Annotated in this window: 15 protein-coding genes; 11 read left to right on the top strand and 4 right to left on the bottom strand. The window is 61.2% G+C overall.

Features of this window, described 5'->3' with window-relative positions; genetic code table 11:
• Nucleotides 1–9 precede the first annotated feature (9 nt).
• Complete coding sequence (locus ACM6I5_RS20290) at nucleotides 10–1,221, bottom strand: YbfB/YjiJ family MFS transporter (protein ID WP_414884526.1); 1,212 nt, start codon at nucleotides 1,219–1,221, stop codon at nucleotides 10–12.
• Between the two features lie 112 nt (nucleotides 1,222–1,333).
• Here ACM6I5_RS20290 and ACM6I5_RS20285 point away from each other — a divergent pair, with 112 nt between their 5' ends.
• Complete coding sequence (locus ACM6I5_RS20285; protein WP_414884525.1) at nucleotides 1,334–2,209, top strand: LysR family transcriptional regulator; 876 nt, start codon at nucleotides 1,334–1,336, stop codon at nucleotides 2,207–2,209.
• 93 nt (nucleotides 2,210–2,302) lie between these two features.
• On the opposite strand, the gene ACM6I5_RS20280 is transcribed toward ACM6I5_RS20285, so the two are convergent.
• The gene (locus ACM6I5_RS20280; protein ID WP_017337922.1) at nucleotides 2,303–3,025 is read right to left on the bottom strand and encodes a pirin family protein; all 723 of its coding nucleotides are present in this window, start codon (nucleotides 3,023–3,025) and stop codon (nucleotides 2,303–2,305) included.
• A 259-nt stretch (nucleotides 3,026–3,284) separates the two neighbouring features.
• Between ACM6I5_RS20280 and ACM6I5_RS20275 the strand changes: the two genes are divergently transcribed.
• Entirely contained in the window at nucleotides 3,285–4,235 is a 951-nt protein-coding gene (locus ACM6I5_RS20275; protein ID WP_414884524.1) for a GlxA family transcriptional regulator, read from the top strand.
• Nucleotides 4,236–4,412: 177 nt separating this feature from the next.
• Nucleotides 4,413–5,897: an ATP-binding protein gene (locus tag ACM6I5_RS20270; protein WP_017337924.1), complete on the top strand. Its 1,485-nt coding sequence runs from the start codon at nucleotides 4,413–4,415 to the stop codon at nucleotides 5,895–5,897.
• On the opposite strand, the gene ACM6I5_RS20265 is transcribed toward ACM6I5_RS20270, so the two are convergent.
• Entirely contained in the window at nucleotides 5,862–8,666 is a 2,805-nt protein-coding gene (locus tag ACM6I5_RS20265) for an ATP-binding protein (protein ID WP_414884523.1), read from the bottom strand. The two genes, ACM6I5_RS20270 and ACM6I5_RS20265, sit on opposite strands and share 36 nt — an antisense overlap.
• Nucleotides 8,667–9,023: 357 nt before the next feature.
• Here ACM6I5_RS20265 and ACM6I5_RS20260 point away from each other — a divergent pair, with 357 nt between their 5' ends.
• From ACM6I5_RS20260 to ACM6I5_RS20250, 3 genes are all read left to right on the top strand, one after another.
• Nucleotides 9,024–9,599 carry a flavodoxin family protein gene (locus ACM6I5_RS20260; protein WP_017337926.1) on the top strand — a complete coding sequence of 192 codons (576 nt, stop codon included), beginning with the start codon at nucleotides 9,024–9,026 and terminating at the stop codon, nucleotides 9,597–9,599.
• Between the two features lie 31 nt (nucleotides 9,600–9,630).
• A complete protein-coding gene (locus ACM6I5_RS20255) occupies nucleotides 9,631–10,455 on the top strand; it encodes an alpha/beta fold hydrolase (RefSeq protein WP_414884522.1) in 825 nt (274 codons plus the stop codon).
• 71 nt (nucleotides 10,456–10,526) lie between these two features.
• On the top strand, nucleotides 10,527–11,969 hold the full coding sequence (locus ACM6I5_RS20250) for a catalase (protein ID WP_144425245.1): 1,443 nt from the start codon (nucleotides 10,527–10,529) through the stop codon (nucleotides 11,967–11,969).
• Between the two features lie 29 nt (nucleotides 11,970–11,998).
• On the opposite strand, the gene ACM6I5_RS20245 is transcribed toward ACM6I5_RS20250, so the two are convergent.
• Nucleotides 11,999–12,454: a helix-turn-helix domain-containing protein gene (locus tag ACM6I5_RS20245; RefSeq protein WP_017337929.1), complete on the bottom strand. Its 456-nt coding sequence runs from the start codon at nucleotides 12,452–12,454 to the stop codon at nucleotides 11,999–12,001.
• Between the two features lie 212 nt (nucleotides 12,455–12,666).
• Here ACM6I5_RS20245 and ACM6I5_RS20240 point away from each other — a divergent pair, with 212 nt between their 5' ends.
• The 5 genes from ACM6I5_RS20240 (at nucleotide 12,667) to ACM6I5_RS20220 (ending at nucleotide 18,080) form a co-directional block, all read left to right on the top strand.
• A complete protein-coding gene (locus ACM6I5_RS20240) occupies nucleotides 12,667–13,650 on the top strand; it encodes an MBL fold metallo-hydrolase (protein ID WP_017337930.1) in 984 nt (327 codons plus the stop codon).
• Nucleotides 13,651–13,681: 31 nt separating this feature from the next.
• Nucleotides 13,682–14,602: a LysR family transcriptional regulator gene (locus ACM6I5_RS20235; RefSeq protein WP_017337931.1), complete on the top strand. Its 921-nt coding sequence runs from the start codon at nucleotides 13,682–13,684 to the stop codon at nucleotides 14,600–14,602.
• Between the two features lie 643 nt (nucleotides 14,603–15,245).
• Entirely contained in the window at nucleotides 15,246–15,662 is a 417-nt protein-coding gene (locus tag ACM6I5_RS20230) for a DoxX family protein (RefSeq protein WP_017337932.1), read from the top strand.
• Nucleotides 15,655–16,245: an antibiotic biosynthesis monooxygenase gene (locus ACM6I5_RS20225; protein ID WP_414884521.1), complete on the top strand. Its 591-nt coding sequence runs from the start codon at nucleotides 15,655–15,657 to the stop codon at nucleotides 16,243–16,245. Before ACM6I5_RS20230 ends, ACM6I5_RS20225 begins: the two co-directional genes overlap by 8 nt.
• Nucleotides 16,242–18,080 (top strand): amidohydrolase, encoded by a 1,839-nt coding sequence (locus ACM6I5_RS20220; RefSeq protein ID WP_017337934.1) that lies wholly within the window; start codon nucleotides 16,242–16,244, stop codon nucleotides 18,078–18,080. Before ACM6I5_RS20225 ends, ACM6I5_RS20220 begins: the two co-directional genes overlap by 4 nt.
• Nucleotides 18,081–18,116 lie beyond the last annotated feature (36 nt).

Genomic DNA, 18,116 nt, shown 5'->3' with positions numbered 1-18,116 from the left:
GGCAGTGACTCAGTTCAATGCCGATTGCAGCCGATCGTGGCGGTTCAGCAGGCGCATGCCCGGTTCCAGCAGCAGCGCCACGACAATGGCTCCCGCCGCGATGATGAACAACAACCCGTGATGCCCGCCGCTGGCGTTGAACAATGCTGAATAGGCAAACCCGGCAATTGCCTGGAATGTAGCAAACGACACGGTGGCGCGACTCCAGGCAATTTGCTGCGGGTGATGGTGCGGGATCAGTTCGTGAACGCGGGCCAGTGCCAGCGGAACGATGCCCGGCGGGAACGAGCCGAGGATCACTGCCAGCAAGGCCAGGGCGGTGAATGAGCTGGAAATCGACAGCAGACCCACGGCAAGCGCCTGTACCACCAGCACCAGGCGAATGCTCAACCGTGCGCCCAGTTTGTCGGCCAGGAAACCGTAGCTCACCGGACCGATAATCGCGCCGATACCGTACATCACCCAAATCAGCGCACCCACATGCGACCCGGCACCGAGCCCGCGAGCGACATAATCCACCAGAAACACCATGGCGGGTACGAGGCCGGCCGCCATGAATGCGTACTGGGCAAACAACAGATAAACCCGTGGATCGGTCGGCGCACTGAATTCTTCGTCAGACGGCATGACAGTTGCCGGATGCGCAGCTGACGGCCAACCGAACCAGCTTGCGGCGGTCAGCACCAGCGCAATCAAACCGAGACCGAACCAGGTGTTCTGCAAACCCAGGCTCAGCAGCGGCGGAACAATCGTCCCCGATCCGGCAATGCCCAAACCGATACCCAGAAAAATCGCGCCGCTGGCCAATCCTCGGCGGGTGACCGGCACATGCGGCAGCACGGTCGCGGCGACCAGTACCATGATCGCGCCACCGGCGATGCCCGACAGCAGGCGCCAGCCGAAGAACCAGCTCACCGACAGCGGAAAGCCACAGGCGAAAAACGACAGCGTCACCGCCAGCATCATCAGGCGCAGCGCGGTTTTGTTGGAGGTGCGGCGGGCCAGCGGATGGCCGATCAGTGCGCCGATCAGGTAGCCAACCAGGTTGGCGGCACCGAGGTAGACCACGTCGCTGGTGGAAAACCAGTGCGCCTGGATCAACGAAGGAATCAACGGCGTGTAGGCAAACCGCGCCAGCCCGATGCTGACCAGGCTGGCGCAAAGACCGGCGAATATCGGCAGCCATATCGCGCTGCGCGGAGTGGATGATGTGCTGAGCATGGGGGCTGTCCTGCAGGTTTATTTCAGGTGCCCAGCTTATCCAGGTTTACTGATTCATTAGCGCAGCGAGTTTGCGCTATCGTGATGCATATATGCATCAGTGGAGGTCCGTATGAATTGGGATGACGCGCGAGTCTTTCTGGCGGTTTGCCGGGAATCGACGCTACGCGGCGCAGCGCGGGTGCTGGGTGTTGATCAGGCCACCGTCGGGCGGCGAATCACGGCGCTGGAAAAGTCCTTGAGTGCGACGCTGTTTCTGCGCACGTCCGAGGGGTACGCGCTGACGGCGGTGGGCGAGGCGGCGTTGAAAGCTGTGGAAAAAATGGAGCATTCCGCACTGGAGCTCGAACGACGGATTCAAGGGCTTGATGATCGACTGACGGGCACCGTTCGGGTCAGCACCACGGACTCCATGGCCATCGACTTCCTGATCCCGGCCATTGCCCGCTTGCATGAGCAGCACCCCGACGTGCGAGTGCAACTGGACGCTTCGACGCAAATTATCAGCCTGTCGAAACGCGAAGCCGACATCGCCGTGCGCAACACCCGACCGGATAACCCGGACCTGATCGCCCGGCGCATTGCGCGTTGGCCGGTGGGACTGTTTGCTTCCAGAGACTATGTGGACGCCCACGGCGTGCCGGCGCCGGGCTCCGCGTTCGAGGGGCATGATCTGGTGGTGTATCAGCCGTATTTGCAGGGCCACAAGGACATGACGCTGGTTTCGGAACCGCTGGGGCGCGGCCGCATCGTGTCGAGCTTGAGTTCCGGCCTGCTGGTGCGCCGAGCCATTGCCGCCGGAATCGGACTGGGGGAAATTCCGGTGTACATGGGGGAGAGGGACGGGCTGGTCCGGCTGTGGCCAGAGCGCACGCGACCGGTACCGTATGACGTGTGGCTGGTGACCCACGAGGATTTGCGGCATACCGCCAGGGTTCGTGTGGTCATTGATGAGATTGTGGCGGTGTTTTCGGGGACGGGTGAGTAAAGCTTGAAAGATCGCAGCCTCGCTCCGCTCGACAGCTCCTACAGGGATTGACATGTAGGAGCTGTCGAGCGGAGCGAGGCTGTGATCCCAGGGTTATGGCATTTCCGGCAATTCCTGAGGACGCAGGTCGAACACCAACACTTCGGCATCGACGCCATTGCTCAAGCTCAGCAATTGTTCATCCCGAACCCGTACGCCATCGCCTTCCTGCAATACCATGCCGTTGAGTTCGACACTGCCACGAGCCACATGTACATAGGCGTACCGATTGGCGGCCAGTTCCAGGGTGGCGGATTCCTTGCCGTCGATCAGCCCGGCATACACCCGTGCATCCTGGCGCACCTGCAGCGAACCGTTTTTCCCCTCGGGGGAGATGATCAGTTGCAGGCGGCCGCGTTTTTTCTGCGTGCTGAAATGCTCTTGCTGATAGCGCGGTTTGGCGCCGCTGACGTCCGGCACAATCCAGATTTGCAGGAAGTGCACGCCACGGGTGGCCGAGTGGTTGTACTCGCTATGCGCCACGCCGCTGCCGGCGCTCATCAATTGCACGTCACCGGGGCGGATCACCGAACCGGTACCCAGGGTGTCCTTGTGTTCAAGGGCACCTTCGAGCACATAGGAGAAGATCTCCATGTCGCGATGCGGGTGCTGGCCGAAGCCTTTGCCGGCGGCGACGCGGTCATCGTTGATCACCAGCAGGTCGGAAAAACCCTGCTCTTTCGGGTTGCGGTAGTTGGCGAAGGAAAAGGTGTGGAACGACTTCAACCAACCGTGATTGGCCGCGCCGCGATCGGAAGCTTTGCGAAGGGTCAGCATGATGAAATCTCCTGTTGGGACGTTGATTCGTCCGAGTGAGGAGAAGGTTAATGTTTATCGGTTTGTGCAATAAGTAGATGAAAATTGAAATACTGTCTCGTTCAGGTTGACAATAATGGGTAGGCTGTTCCTGTTCCATTGGCCATAATGGATATCACTGCCTTAATGCCGAGCGCATAACGTGCAGGAGCCAGCAAGCCGGTTCCTGCGGGGTGGGTGTTCAGCCGGTAATCCTTTTTTGACTTCAGTGATGTAACCCATGAAAACCGTAGCAATGGTGCTGTTTCCCGACTTTCTCCTGCTCGACATGGCCGGGCCGATGGAGGTGTTTTCCATCGCCAATCGCTACCTGGAGCCGGCACAGCGTTATGAGCTGATGACCATTGGCACCGAACACGGGGCATTGCGTGCGTCCAACGGCGTCAACGTTCACCCCGACATGCACATTGATCAGGCGGATCAGGCCTACGATCTCTTGCTGGTGCCTGGCGGTCCCGGTGCCTACAACGAAAAGCACCCGCCGTTACTCCACTGGTTGCAAAACGCCGTCAGCCGCGCAGGCTGCTATGGCTCGATTTGCACCGGCGCCTTCGTGCTCGGGCACGCCGGCTTGCTCGACGGTTACCGCGTCACCACCCATTGGCATTACACAGAACGGCTGATCAAGGGCTTCCCGAAGGCGACAGTGGAGACCGACCGGATTTACGTGCAGGACCGCAACCTCATCACCTCCGGCGGCGTTACGGCCGGCATCGACCTCGCGTTGTCAGTCGTCGCCGAAGACCACGGCAAGAAAGTCGCCCAGGACGTGGCCAAGGTGTTGCTGGTGGTGATGAAGCGCCAGGGCGGCCAGGCGCAATTCAGTCCGTTGATGGCCACCATCGCGCCCCATGAAACGCCAGTGACCCGCGTGCAGAATTATGTGCTTGAGCATCTGGATGAGGCATTCAGCATTGAACGCATGGCGGGCCTGGCCACCATGAGTCCCCGTCATTTCGCCAGGGTGTTCGCCCGGGAAGTGAACATGACCCCGATGGAATTCCTGCAAAGCGCGCGCATCGACTGCGCCAGGAATCTCCTGGAAACCACTGACTTGCCGCTCAAGACCGTGGCGTTCAAAAGTGGCTTCGGCAGTGTTCGGCACATGCGGTTCCTGTTCAGTGAAAAACTTGGATTGACGCCGACCCTGTACCGGGAACAGTCGAGCTAGAGCCTTCTTGTCCGTCTTGCGCACTGTGATGGCCGTGATGCTCCCATCTTCGCAGTTGTACCTTCACCGATGCCTGCCAAGATACTGCTGAACTCTTTGCAATGGAGGTGCGTGAGCCTGGCGCGCGATGAATGTGCAGTCCTTTTAGCCGCCCCGGGTTTGCGCACGTGAACGTGCATGAACAGCATGACAAATTTGAACAGCGATGCAGTGCTGCAATTCGGCCCCTACGCACTCCACCTGCGGCAACGATTGATCCTGGACGGTGCCCGTCCGCTGCGCATGGGCGGGCGGGCCCTGGATATCCTGCAGGTGCTGGTCCAGCGTGCAGGTACTGTCGTCAGCAAGGACGAATTGATCGCGCTCGTCTGGCCGACTTCGGTGGTCGAGGACATCAACCTGCGTGTGCACATCGCAGCGCTGCGTCGCGCCTTGGGCGACGGGCAGAACGGGCAGCGCTATATCGTCAACATTCCCCAACGGGGCTACAGCTTCATTGCGGCGGTGCAACGTGTGCCGGCGTGTTCTCTGGTGTCGATCGAGACGGCTCAAAAACTTCAACACAACCTGCACGCGCGGCTCACACCGGTCACCGGTCGCGATTCGATCGTCGGCAGCCTGGTCCGGCAATTGCCGGTTCGACGCTTCATGACCCTGGTGGGGCCCGCTGGCATCGGCAAGACCACCGTGGCGTTGCGTGTGGCCGAACTGCTTTTGCAGCACTATCAGGACGGCGTCTGGCTGGTCGATTTCGCGGCAATCGATGATCCGGCGCAGGTGGTCGATCAGCTGACCCGGGCGCTTGAACTGGAGGTCGGGACGACACTCGATACGTTAAAGCAGCGCCATGCTTTGCTGGTGCTGGACAATTGCGAGCATCTGCTCGAACGCTGCCGCACGCTGGTCGAGGACCTGCTGAAGTCCGCACCGCGTCTGTCGATCCTGGTTACCAGTCGAGAGCCGCTCAACGCGCAGGGAGAATCGGTCCAGCGTTTGCCGCCACTGGCGGTGCCGCCGGCGTCGGCATTGCACAGTGTGGCGGAGGCCATGGGCTATTCGGCGGTGCAACTGTTCGTCAGTCGCGCCCGTGCCCGTCAGCAAGGGTTTGCCCTGCGCGAACAGGACCTCAAGGCTGTGCGCGAAATCTGTCGCCGCCTCGATGGAATACCGTTGGCCATCGAGTTGGCGGCCGCACAAATCGACGCGTTGGCGCTGGTGGGCGTGCAAGCCCAACTCGACAATTGTTTTCAGCTTCTGAGCCACGGCCGGCGCACCGCCGTGCCCCGCCATCAAACCCTTAAAGCCGCGCTGGACTGGAGCTATGAACACCTGAGTCCGCTGGAGCAAACCGTGTTGAAGCGTCTGGCGGTGTTCAAAATGGCCTTTACACTGGACGCGGCGATTGGCGTGCTCGGTTGCACGGCGCTGTTGCCCGGACGTGTGATTGAGGTGGTGGAAAGCCTGGCGCTCAAATCGCTGCTGTCGCTGGAGCAGGGCGGTGGATTGAGCCGATACCGCTTTCTCAACACCACGCGCGCCTACGCCCTCGAAAAACTTGAACACAGCGGTGAGCTGCGGACCTTGGAAATGCGTTACGCCCGCTACATCAGCCGGACGCGCTGGACATCAAGCGGGCAGGTGGCGTTGCAACTCATCGAGTAACCGGCGCACCTTGGTCAGGTCTGGCGTGGCAAAACCCTCAGTGAACCGGTTATAGACCGGCAACAGCAACGTATGGGCTTGCCGGTGCCGGCCCTGTTGCTGCCAAAGCTGTGCCAGTGAAGTGGCGCTACGCAATTCCCAGGCAAGGGCACCCTGGTGTTTTGCCACGTTCAAGGCCCGTATCAACACGGCTTCGGCTGCTTCGGTTTTCAACGGGCAACCTTGCGCCAGCAGTGCATCAGCCCTGGCGCGGAGGATTTCCGCCGTGCTCCAGCCGGCCATGCCGGTGTCCGCCCGTTGCAAGGAGGCGTCATCGACGAAGCCGGTGTCCAGCGTGACCATGATGTCCTTGATCAGCCCCACGCCCGGCAGGAGGGACGAGCGCACCTCGGCGTGGTCGATCACCTGGGCGTAGTGCAGGGCCCAGGTGTAGAACAGCAGTACCGAGTGTTTTTGCGCTTGTTCCAGCAGCAGACGCAAGAGTTCGCGAGCGGTGCGGGTGTCGCCGTTGTAGTGAGCGATCAGGCAACTGGCCAGCGCCAGGGTGTAGCAGATGGAGGTGCCGTGGTTGATCTGCAGGGCAATGTCCAGTGCCTGTCGGGCCGTGCGCCAGGCTTGTTCCGGTTGACCCTGCAACCAGAGAATGCGCGCCAGAATCGTCAGTGAGGCGACGCTCTGGTCGTATTGCACACCAAAACCGTGGGTGAAGCGGTTGAGATGCCCGCTCTGGGTCATGCGTTGGAGAACCTGTTCGGCATTCAGCCGCGCCTGTGGCTGGTCCCCGGCAAAATGCAGGGCCAATACCCGCAAGCGGTGGGTGCTGAGGGACAGCACCGGATCGCCGTGCACGCCCAACCGATCAAATTGCCGGCTCTGCTCGAGGGCCATTTGATAGTGGGCGCAACTGAGGTTGACCGCCATGTGGCCGGACACGGCTCGCAGTTGACCGGCCAGGTCGTCGCACTGTCTCGCCAGAGTCCTGGCGCTGACGAAAGCCTCGACGGTCTCCGCCGTGCCGCCCTGGGTGTGATAACACGAGCTGCCGAGGGCCAGCTTGAGGGCCATTTTCAGCCGAGGGCAAGGCTCGGGCGCGGCGTCCAGCAAGGCCAGCGCCTTGCGCACGTACACGCCGTGCTCCCTGAGCAGCGACAATTCCTGCCACAGCGGAGCTGACGTCGCAGCGAGGCGGATCGCCAGGGCTTGCGGCCCTTGCGCGTTCAATCCCCAGTCGAGGGCGGAACGGATGTCTTCCAGGCTGCGGGCATATCGCTCGATCCACGTGCACGTCTGGATCGCCTCCCATTCGTGCTGGGCCTGATGCATCAAGGCCAGGCAGCGTTCGGCGTGACGTTTTCGGGTGTCGGGCAGGTCGGTGGCCTGGTCGAGTTTTTCCAGCGCATAACTGCGGGTCGTGTCGAGCAGACGGTAAAACACCTCTTCATCACCGACCTCAACGTTCAACAGCGATTTGGCCACCAGTTGGGTGATCGATCCAAACACCTCGCGGGGTTCGATGTGTTCGCCGACGATCACTGCCGCAGCGGACTCCAGTGTGAAACCGCCCCTGAACACACCCAGTCGGCGCAGGCAGACTTGCTCACAGGGGCTGAGCAGTTCGAAGCTCCAGTCCAGCGTGGCGCGCAGGGTTTGATGCCGGCCCAAGGTGGTCTGACAGCCTTGGGTGAGCAGGCGAAAGCTGCCCTGCAGTTGCGTCAGCAATCCGCTCAATCCGAGGCTGTTGACTTGCGCGGCCGCCAGTTCGATCGCCAGTGGAATGCCGTCCAGGCGCCGGCAGATTTCAATCGCCAGCGGCAATTCGTCATCGGTCAGTTCGAAACTGTCGTGGCTGGCCATCGCCCGCTCGACAAACAGTTGCAAGGCGGAAAACGTCAGGGCCTGGGCGCGGTCGAGCACGGCGATGGGCGGGGGGCAGTCAAGTGACCCAAGGCGCTGGACGAATTCACCTTCGGCCCGCAGGCTCTCGCGGCTCGTGGCCAGAATATGCACCTCGGGCGCGGCGCGCAGAAGGCTTTCACTCAGCAAGGCGACCGCGTCGATCAGGTGTTCGCAGTTATCGATCACCAACAACATTTGCCGATCGCGCAGGAATGCCGCGAGGCCGCTCATCGGTTCGGCGCCGTGCAAGGGCAGTTCGAGCAAGGTCGCCAGATGCGCGGTGATCATCGCCGGGTCGTTGATCGGTGCCAGGTCCAGCAAGCGAATGCCGTCCTGATAACGCCCGATCAGTTGCTCGGCGACGCGCAGGGCCACGGTGGTCTTGCCGATCCCGCCGGGACCGACCAGGGTGATGAATCGCTGGCGTGACAACTGCCCCACCAGACTGTCGACGAGGGACTGACGCCCGATCATGCGGGTTCGACGCACCGGCAGGTTGTGGACGCTCGGCGCCGGTGCCTGACTCGCCGCGGGTTGCTCGATGTATCCCAGCGAATACGGCGCGACAAAGCTGTAGCCACGCTGGGCCACGGTGACAATGTACCGCTGACCGGCCTGACCATCGCCCAGCGCCTTGCGCAATGCCGCCATGTGCACCCGAAGGTTGATGTCTTCGACAACGCTTTTGGGCCAGACCCTGGCGATCAGTTCCTGTTTGCTGACCACATTCCCGGCGTGCTCCAGAAGGATCAGCAGAATGTCCATGGCACGCCGGCCCAGACGCACGGGATGCTCGGCTTCCATCACCAGGCGTTGGCCGGGATAGATCCGGTAGGGGCCGAAATGGATGGCCTGTACGGGTGAAAGGGACAACGGGGCACTCCTGCTTGCAACCGTCTGGTATGCGGTTCTCGAACATATTCGTCAGGTTTGTCGATCTGTGCAATGCACGGTGCAATGGTTTTCGGAGGGCATCTGGCCCGGCCGTTTGCCGTCTTTGTTCGTGAGTTCCGTATTTATTGGGCGCGGTACTCGCAAAGGTGATGTCGGGGCTTTTGGCGCGCCAGGGAAAATTAACAACGTTTAACTCGTGCTGCGTCTGGTCTACGCCCAAAACTCTGCTTCTTCAACATCCACCGGTCAGCTGCAGTGAAAACCTGTGGGAGCGGCGTTGGCTGGCTGGTACTGAGCCTTGTTGCAAAGGGAATGATTCGTCATGAGGACGCCGGAATGAGCAACGTGGTGGTGGTCTATCACAGCGGCTACGGGCACACCCGGGTCATGGCCGAGGCCGTGGCCCAAGGTGTGGAACGGCACCTGGGCAGCACGTGCCTGCTGATTCCGGTCGAGGACGTGCACCAGCATTGGGACCGTTTGCACAACGCCGACGCGATCATCTTTGGCGCGCCGACCTACATGGGCAGCGCCTCGGCGCGCTTCAAGGGGTTCATGGAAGCCACGGCGGCGTTCTACCTGGCTCAACCCTGGCGCGACAAACTGGCTGCCGGTTTCACCAATTCCGGCTGCCTGTGCGGCGACAAACTCAATACCTTGCTGCAGATGGCGGTTTTCGCCGCCCAGCATTCGATGATCTGGGTCGGTCTCGACCTGCTGCCCGCGCGCTCCGGCGTCGGCGTGTTCGACGGGCAACTCAACCGCCTCGGCAGCTCGCTGGGCGCCATGGCGCAATCGAATGTCGAACAGTCCCCCGAATTCGCACCGCCCGCCGAAGACCGTTGCACTGCCGCGCACCTGGGCGAGCGCGTGGCGCGGCTGGCCGATCGCATGAGCCACTCACCGGTTTGATTCACCCCGACACTCACTAAGGAGACATCGCATGAGTACGTTCACGACCCGAGACGGAACCGAGATCTACTACAAGGACTGGGGCACCGGTCAACCCATCGTCTTCAGCCACGGCTGGCCATTGAACGCCGACAGCTGGGAATCGCAGATGATCTTCCTCGCCTCCCAAGGCTACCGTGTGATCGCCCACGACCGCCGTGGTCACGGCCGTTCCAGTCAGCCGTGGACCGGCAACGACATGGACACCTACGCCGATGACCTGGCGCAACTGATCGAGTTGCTGGACCTGAAAGACGCCGTGCTGTTCGGCTTCTCCACCGGCGGCGGCGAAGTGGCGCGTTACATTGGTCGCCATGGTACTGGCCGGGTGGCCAAGGCCGGGCTGATTTCCTCGGTGCCGCCACTGATGCTCAAGACCGAAGCCAACACCGGCGGTTTGCCGATTGAAGTGTTTGACGGCATTCGTCAGGCCTCCCTGGCCGATCGTTCGCAACTCTACATCGACCTCGCCAGCGGTCCGTTCTTCGGCTTCAACAAGCCGGACGCCAAACCCTCGCAAGGCATGATCGACTGGTTCTGGATGCAAGGCATGACCTCCGGCCACAAGAACGCTTATGACTGCATCAAGGCGTTCTCCGAAACCGACTTCACCGAAGACCTGAAGAAGTTCGACGTGCCGACCCTGGTGGTGCATGGCGATGCGGACCAGGTGGTGCCGATTGAAGCTGCGGGGATTGCTTCGGCGAAACTGGTGAAAGGTTCTACGCTCAAGGTCTACCCGGGCGCGCCCCATGGCTTGACTGACACTCACAAGGATCAGCTCAACGCCGATCTGCTGGCGTTCCTCAAGGGTTGATGCATACCGGCGCGGGCGTAGATCCGCGCCGTTTTTGCTCCTGATGAGCTGAATTCTTCGAGTACATGACCATGAAAAAGCTGACCAACGCCACCGGCGCGCCGGTGGTCGACAACCTCAATATCCAGACCGCCGGCCCTCGAGGGCCGGCACTTTTACAAGACATCTGGTTGCTGGAAAAACTCGCCCACTTCGACCGCGAACTGATCCCCGAGCGACGCATGCACGCCAAGGGGGCGGGCGCCTACGGCACGTTCACCGTCACCCATGACATCAGCCGCTACACCAAGGCCAGTATTTTCAGCGCCGTGGGCAAGGAAACGCCGCTGTTCGTGCGCTTCTCCTCGGTAGCCGGCGAGCGTGGCGCGGCGGATGCCGAGCGCGACATCCGTGGTTTCGCGGTGAAGTTCTATACCGACGAAGGCAACTGGGACATTGTCGGCAACAACACGCCGGTATTTTTCTTCCGCGACCCGCTGCGTTTCTCCGACCTCAACCACGTGGTCAAGCGCGACCCGCGCACCGGCCTGCGTAACGCCACCAGCAACTGGGATTTCTGGACCCTGCTGCCCGAGGCGCTGCACCAGGTGACCATCGTGATGAGCGATCGCGGGATTCCTACCAGCTTCCGTCACATGCACGGCTTCGGCAGTCATACCTTCAGCCTGATCGACCGCGACAACAAACGCGTTTGGGTGAAGTTTCATTTTGTCTGCCAGCAGGGTATCGAAAACCTCTCGGACGCCGAGGCAGAAGCCGTGGTCGGCAAGGATCGCGAAAGCAATCTGCGTGACTTGTACGAAGTCATCGAGCAGGGCAACTTTCCGCGCTGGAAACTGTGCATTCAGGTGATGGAAGAACAGCAGGCGATCAACTACCGGCACAACCCGTTCGACCTGACCAAGGTCTGGCCGCACGGCGAGTTTCCACTGATTGAAGTGGGCATCATGGAGCTCAATCGCAACGCCGAAAACCACTTCGCCGAGATCGAGCAAGCGGCGTTCTCGCCCGCCAACGTGGTGCCGGGCGTGAGCTTCTCGCCGGACCGCATGCTCCAGGCGCGGCTGTTTTCCTACGGCGATGCCCAGCGTTATCGTCTGGGCGTGAACTTCAACCACATTCCGGTTAACGCCCCGCGTTGCCCGGCCCACAGTTACCATCGCGACGGCGCCATGCGCACGGACGGCAACCTGGGTGGCACCGCCAGCTATTTCCCGAACAGCGTCGGCGAGTGGCAGGATTCGCCGGAACTGGCCGAGCCACCGCTGCCCCTGGAAGGTTTTGCGCAACACTATGATCATCGGCTGGAGGAGGATCATTACGAGCAGCCGGGCAATCTGTTTCGTTTGCTGGACCCGGTGCGTAAACAGTTGCTGTTCGACAACACCGCGCGGGCCATGAACGGCGTGCCGCAGGCGATTCGTCAGCGCCATATCGACAATTGCACCAAGGCTGATCCGGCGTACGGGTTTGGCGTGGCCGAGGCGTTGGAACGGTTGGTGCCGTTGGTTTAATAAAGCAGGATCGCAGGCTTGAGCGGCGGCTACAGGGTTATGCACATACCTGCAGCCGCTGGCGAAGTCTGCGATCTTTTGCTGTCGAGCCCGCGCACAGCGCGGCAACGCCACGCAAACGGATTGATACCTTCGCTGCGGGTGAAGATGTGGCAGAAGTGCGCCTGGTCACAGAAGCCGCATTCGAGGCTGATCTGGGTCAGGCTGAGGTCGGTGCTCTGGATCAGTTGCTTGGCGCGGGCGATGCGCTGCTGGCGAATCCAGTCCTGGGGCGAGAGGCCGGTGCTGCACTTGAAGGCGCGGGAGAAATGGCTGCGCGAGAGCGCGCAGGCGCGGGCCAGCTCGGTCACTTCTATGGTTTCCCCCAGACGTTCGAGGATCAGTTGCTTGGCCAGGCTTTCGCGCCACGGGGTCAGGCCGCCCGTGTTCTTCCTTGGCGTTTCAGTGACGGTCGCGCGAGCGACGTTTTGCTGAGAATGAGCCATGACAAATGTCCGTGTCGGTTGAGCGTCATTCTTGGGCGCGAGCGCTCTGGCAGGCGAGTTAAACGTTGTTAATTTCGTCTGTGCGCCGTTAAGGACAACCGTGCCAACTCAGCACATTGCTGCAATTTTCAGGACGCGGGGACCGTGCATGATTGATGTCATGTGGCGGACCCGGGCAGGGCCGCTTTTGCGATTCGATCAAGGGTGAAGGCATGAAACATTCTCTGATTTGCGCGTTGGGCCTCGCGATGGCGCTGGCGTCCGGCGTTTCCTCGGCTCAGGCACCGGCACAGGTGGGTTCGCAAGTGCCCGGCTACTTCCGATTGGCCGTAGGCGATTTTGAGGTGACCGCACTGTTCGATGGTTACAACGACCTGTCGCCCAAGCTGCTCAAGGGCTTGACCCAAAGCCAGATTCGCGCGCTGCTGGCTCGTCGCTCGATTGAAACGCCGGGCGTGCAGACCGCGTTCAACGCCTTTCTGATCAACACCGGCAAGCAATTGATCCTGGTGGATACCGGCGCCGGCCAATGCATCGGTGCGACGGCGGGCATGCTCTCGGACAACATGAAAGCCGCCGGCTATGAGCCTTCGCAGGTCGACACGATCCTGTTGACTCACCTGCACCTGGACCATGTCTGCGGACTGGTCGACGGCCAGCAGAAGCCGGTGTTTGCCAACGCCACGGTCTACGCCGCGAAGGCAGAAGCCGATTACTGGCTCGATCCCCAGGCCCTCGCCAAGGCCCCTGAGGGTGCCAAACCGTATTTCAAAATCGCCCAGGATTCCACGGCACCGTACGTCGCGGCAGGTCGCTTTAAAACGTTCGATGCCGGTCAGTCGCCTGTGCCGGGCGTCGAAGCCACGCTGGAAGCCGGACACACACCGGGCAGTACCACGTACCGTTTTACTTCCCAGGGGCAGAGCATCCTGTTCATGGGCGATCTGGTGCATAACCTTGCGGTGCAGTTCTCGCACCCGGAAGTCTCGATCGGATTTGACGTCAACAGTCAGCAGGCGATCAAAAGCCGCGCCAAAGTTTTCAGCGATGCCGCTGCGAGCAAGACCTGGGTGACGGCGGCGCACTTGCCGTTCCCGGGTATCGGTCACATCGCGGCAGAGGGCAAGCACTTCCAGTGGGTGCCGGTCGAATACGGCCCCTACAAACGAGCGGCGAAAGTCCCGCTGATCGAGTAAAGTCCGATGCCCTCCCAAGGAAACCGTGCCTATGAACCGTAACGATCTGCGTCGCGTCGACATGAACCTGTTGGTGATTTTCGAGGCGTTGATGTTCGAAAAGAACCTGACTCGCGTCGCCGAAAAACTGTTCATGGGGCAACCGGCGGTGAGTGCCGCGTTGGGACGGCTGCGGGATTTGTTCGACGATCCGTTGTTGCTGCGCAACGGTCGCGGTATGGAGCCGACCGGGCGGGCGCTGGCCATTCTCAAGGAGTTGCAGCCGGCGATGGATGTCATTTCCGGAGCGGTCAGCCGGGCGAAGGAATTCGATCCGACGACAAGTTGCGATGTGTTTCGCATTGGTCTGTCGGACGATGCCGAGTTTGGCTTGTTTCCGCCGTTGTTGCGGCAACTGCAGGAAGAGGCGCCGGGGATCGTCGTTGTGGTGCGTCGCGCCAACTATCTGCTGATGCCGGCGTTGCTGGCCTCGGGGGAGATTTCTGTGGGGGTGAGTTACACCACGGATTTGCCGGCGAATGCCAAGTGCAAGAAGTTGCGGGACATTCCGTGCAAGGTGCTGCGCGGTGATAAACGGCCGGGAACGCTGACGCTTGACGAGTACTGCGAACGGCCTCATGCGATGGTGTCGTTCTCGGGTGATTTGAGCGGCAATATCGATCTGGATCTGGCCAAGATCGGGCGGAGTCGGCGGGTGGTGTTGGGGGTGCCGCAGTTCAGTGGGTTGCGGGCGTTGCTGGCCGGGACCGAGATGGTTGCCACTGTGCCGGATTATGCGGCGTGTGCGTTGGTTGAAGGGTGTGGCTTGCGTGCCGAGGATCCGCCGTTTCCGATTGAGGCGGCGCAGTTGTCGATGGCCTGGAGCGGGGTGCATGACAATGATCCGGCGGAGCGGTGGTTGCGGTCTCGGATCAGTGAGTTCATGTCCAGGCCTTTGCCGATTGCGGGTTGAACGTGGCGGCCTTTGGGCCGACCAGGTTCTGGCTGATTGAGTACATATCCATTTCTGCGGTAACGGCGGCTGGCGGTTTCGCCCTTACGGCGACTCACTTTTTTTTCAAACGCCAAAAAAAAGTAAGCAAAAAAAGGCTCGCCCCGAGCGTCCGGCCCCTCGCTGAGGCTCGGCGTTCCTTCGCTCCGGTATTCATCCGGGGACACTGCCCTCCGGTCTGCTTCGCGACGACCTACATGCAGCGTGTTCGACTGCGTCGAACGGCGCTGCGCGCCACTCCCCGGATGAACACCTCCACTCAGCCTCCCGAAGGGGCGGGTGGATCAAGATCAAGAGCGCAAGGCGAGCTAACGCTCGGCCTCGTGGTTTGGTGGGTGGGGGGCGCTGATTCATTGCGTGGGATGGCGGCCTGACAGCCGACCCGATTTCCGCTGATGCCCCCGATCCCTGTGGGAGCTGGCCTGCCAGCGATGGCGGTATGCCAGTCAATATCACGCTCAATGACCCATCGCATTCGCGGGGGGATGAGCGACGGCATTCAAAAAGAGCACGTACATTCAATTTTCTCCGCCCCCACACCGGCACTATCAAACGAGTTCCCGGCGCATTGACGCCGTTGGTTTTTCATTTGTGCAGGTAACCCATGAACGTTTCGCAATGGGATGAACGGGTCCAGGACGTCGGGCTGTTTTTTTTGCGGGTCAGCGGTGGTCTGTTTTTGCTGTGGGTGCATGGTCTGCCGAAGCTGCTTAACTACAGCGCTCAGCTGCAAGTCATCGAAGACCCTTTTCACCTGGGCGCGAATGTCACGCTAATGATGGCGATTTTTGCCGAGGTGTTGTGTCCGCTGCTGATCATCTTCGGGGTGTTGGTGCGTCTGGCGTGCCTGCCGATTCTGTGTGTGTTGTGGGTCGCGTTGCTGGTTGTGCACCCGCAATGGAGCCTCGATGAAGGGCAGTTCGGCTGGCTGCTGTTGATTCTGTTCACCAGCATTCTTATCGCCGGGCCGGGACGGCTGGCGCTCAATGTCCGATTTGCCGGAGCTTTGCGTTATGCCTGAATCCAATCGTTTCGAAGAAGTCGTGACCCTGGTCATCAAGCACCGGGTCAAGGCCGGTTTTGAAGTGCCGTACGAAGCCTGGTTGCGCAACATCGTCAGCATTGCCGGGCAGCAGGAAGGGCACTTGGGCGTGGATGTGATGCGCGGCAAGAACGCCGGTCTCGACATGTACACCTGCGTGCTGCGCTTTTGCTCCACCGACGCGATGCAGCGCTGGCTCGATTCGCCGCAACGGCTGCAACTGGTCAACGAAGCCACGCCGATGCTGGCGGACGGCGACCAGACCGAGGTCAATCCGGTCAACGAGTTCTGGTTCGCGCCGCAGGCTGACGCCGGTTCACCGCCGCCGCGCTGGAAGCAGGCGGTGGTGACGTTGTTGGTGATTCTGCCGCACACCTTGCTGGTGCCGCTGATCTGGGGTCCGCTGCTGCGGCTCAACGCATTTTTGTCCAATTACGTGGTCGCCACGTTCCTGATCACGCTGACCATCGTCGTCTCGGTGGTGTACCTGTTCATGCCGATGGCGACGCGGTTGTTCGCGCCTTGGCTGTCCTCTTCCACTCAGCCCAAGGAAACGCGATGAACGCCGATCTGATTCTATTCAATGGCCAATTTCATACCGTTGACCGTCAAAACCCGCTCGCCAGTGCCGTGGCCATCAGCGACGGTCGCTTCGTCGCGGTCGGTACCGACGCCGAAGCCATGGCCCTGCGCGGTTCCGGCACCCAGGTCATCGACCTCAAGGGCCGCTGCGTCATTCCCGGTCTCAACGATTCGCACCTGCACCTGATCCGTGGTGGTTTGAATTACAACCTCGAACTGCGCTGGGAAGGCGTGCCGTCGCTGGCCGACGCCTTGCGCATGCTCAAGGATCAGGCTGACCGCACGCCAACGCCGCAATGGGTACGCGTGGTGGGTGGCTGGAACGAATTCCAGTTCGCCGAAAAGCGCATGCCGACCCTGGAAGAACTCAACCAGGCCGCGCCGGATACGCCGGTGTTCGTGCTGCATCTGTATGACCGCGCCTTGCTCAACCGCGCCGCGTTACGCGTGGCCGGCTATACCCGCAACACGCCGAACCCGCCGGGTGGCGAGATCGTGCGCGACAGCAACGGCGAGCCGACCGGCATGCTGGTCGCGCGACCGAACGCGATGATTTTGTACTCGACCCTGGCCAAAGGGCCGAAGCTGCCGCTGGAATATCAGGTCAACTCGACCCGGCAATTCATGCGCGAACTCAACCGTCTCGGCCTGACCAGCGCCATCGACGCCGGCGGTGGTTTCCAGAATTATCCGGACGATTACCAGGTGATCGAGCAGTTGGCGAAGGACCAGCAACTGACCATCCGCATTGCCTACAACCTGTTCACCCAGAAGCCCAAGGAAGAACTGGCCGACTTCAAGAACTGGACCAGCAGCGTCACCCTGCACCAGGGCGACGATTACCTGCGGCACAACGGCGCCGGGGAAATGCTGGTGTTCTCGGCGGCGGATTTCGAGGACTTCCTCGAGCCGCGTCCGGACCTGCCGCAAACCATGGAAGACGAACTGGAGCCAGTGGTCCGCCACTTGGTCGAGCAGCGTTGGCCGTTCCGTTTGCACGCTACGTACAACGAATCCATCAGCCGCATGCTCGACGTGTTCGAGAAGGTCAACCGCGACATTCCGTTCAACGGCTTGCCATGGTTTTTCGATCACGCCGAAACCATCACTCCACAGAATATCGAGCGGGTGAGGGCGTTGGGCGGCGGCATTGCGATTCAGGATCGCATGGCGTTCCAGGGCGAATATTTTGTCGAGCGTTACGGCGCCAAGGCGGCCGAAGCGACGCCGCCGATCAAGCGCATGCTGGCCGAAGGTGTACCGGTCGGCGCCGGCACCGACGCGACGCGAGTGTCCAGTTACAACCCCTGGACCTCGTTGTACTGGATGGTCAGCGGTCGAACCGTCGGTGGCCTGGAGCTGCACGCCGAGGGACTGTCCCGTCAAACCGCGCTGGAACTGTTCACCCACGGCAGCGCCTGGTTCTCTTCCGAGCAGGGCAAGAAAGGCATGATCAAGGTCGGCCAACTGGCTGACGTCGCGGCCCTGAGCGCAGATTTTTTCAGTGTCGACGAAGAAGCGATCAAGTGGATCGAATCGGTGTTGACCGTGGTCGGCGGCAAGGTGGTGTACGCCGCCGGTGATTTCGAAAAACTCGGCCCGGCCAGTGTGCCGGTGCTGCCGGACTGGTCACCGGTGGTGAAGGTGCCGGGTCATTGGCGCCCGACGTCGCCGATGCAGGCGCAGGTTCACCATTGCAGCGGGCCGTGCGGCGTGCATGCCCACAGCCATGAAAAGGCGCGTTTGTCGAATGCGCCGGTCAGCGATTTCGCGGGTTTCTGGGGCGCCTTTGGCTGCTCGTGCTTTGCGTTCTGACGATCACAAGAAAGCGCCGATGCAGCGGTGTCGGCG

The organism is Pseudomonas sp. IT-P171 (assembly GCF_949767765.1).
In the GTDB taxonomy this organism is placed as follows: Bacteria; Pseudomonadota; Gammaproteobacteria; order Pseudomonadales; family Pseudomonadaceae; genus Aquipseudomonas; species Aquipseudomonas fluorescens_B.
Note: the sequence above shows the minus strand (reverse complement) of the source record. Positions and strands in the feature narration are given on the sequence as shown.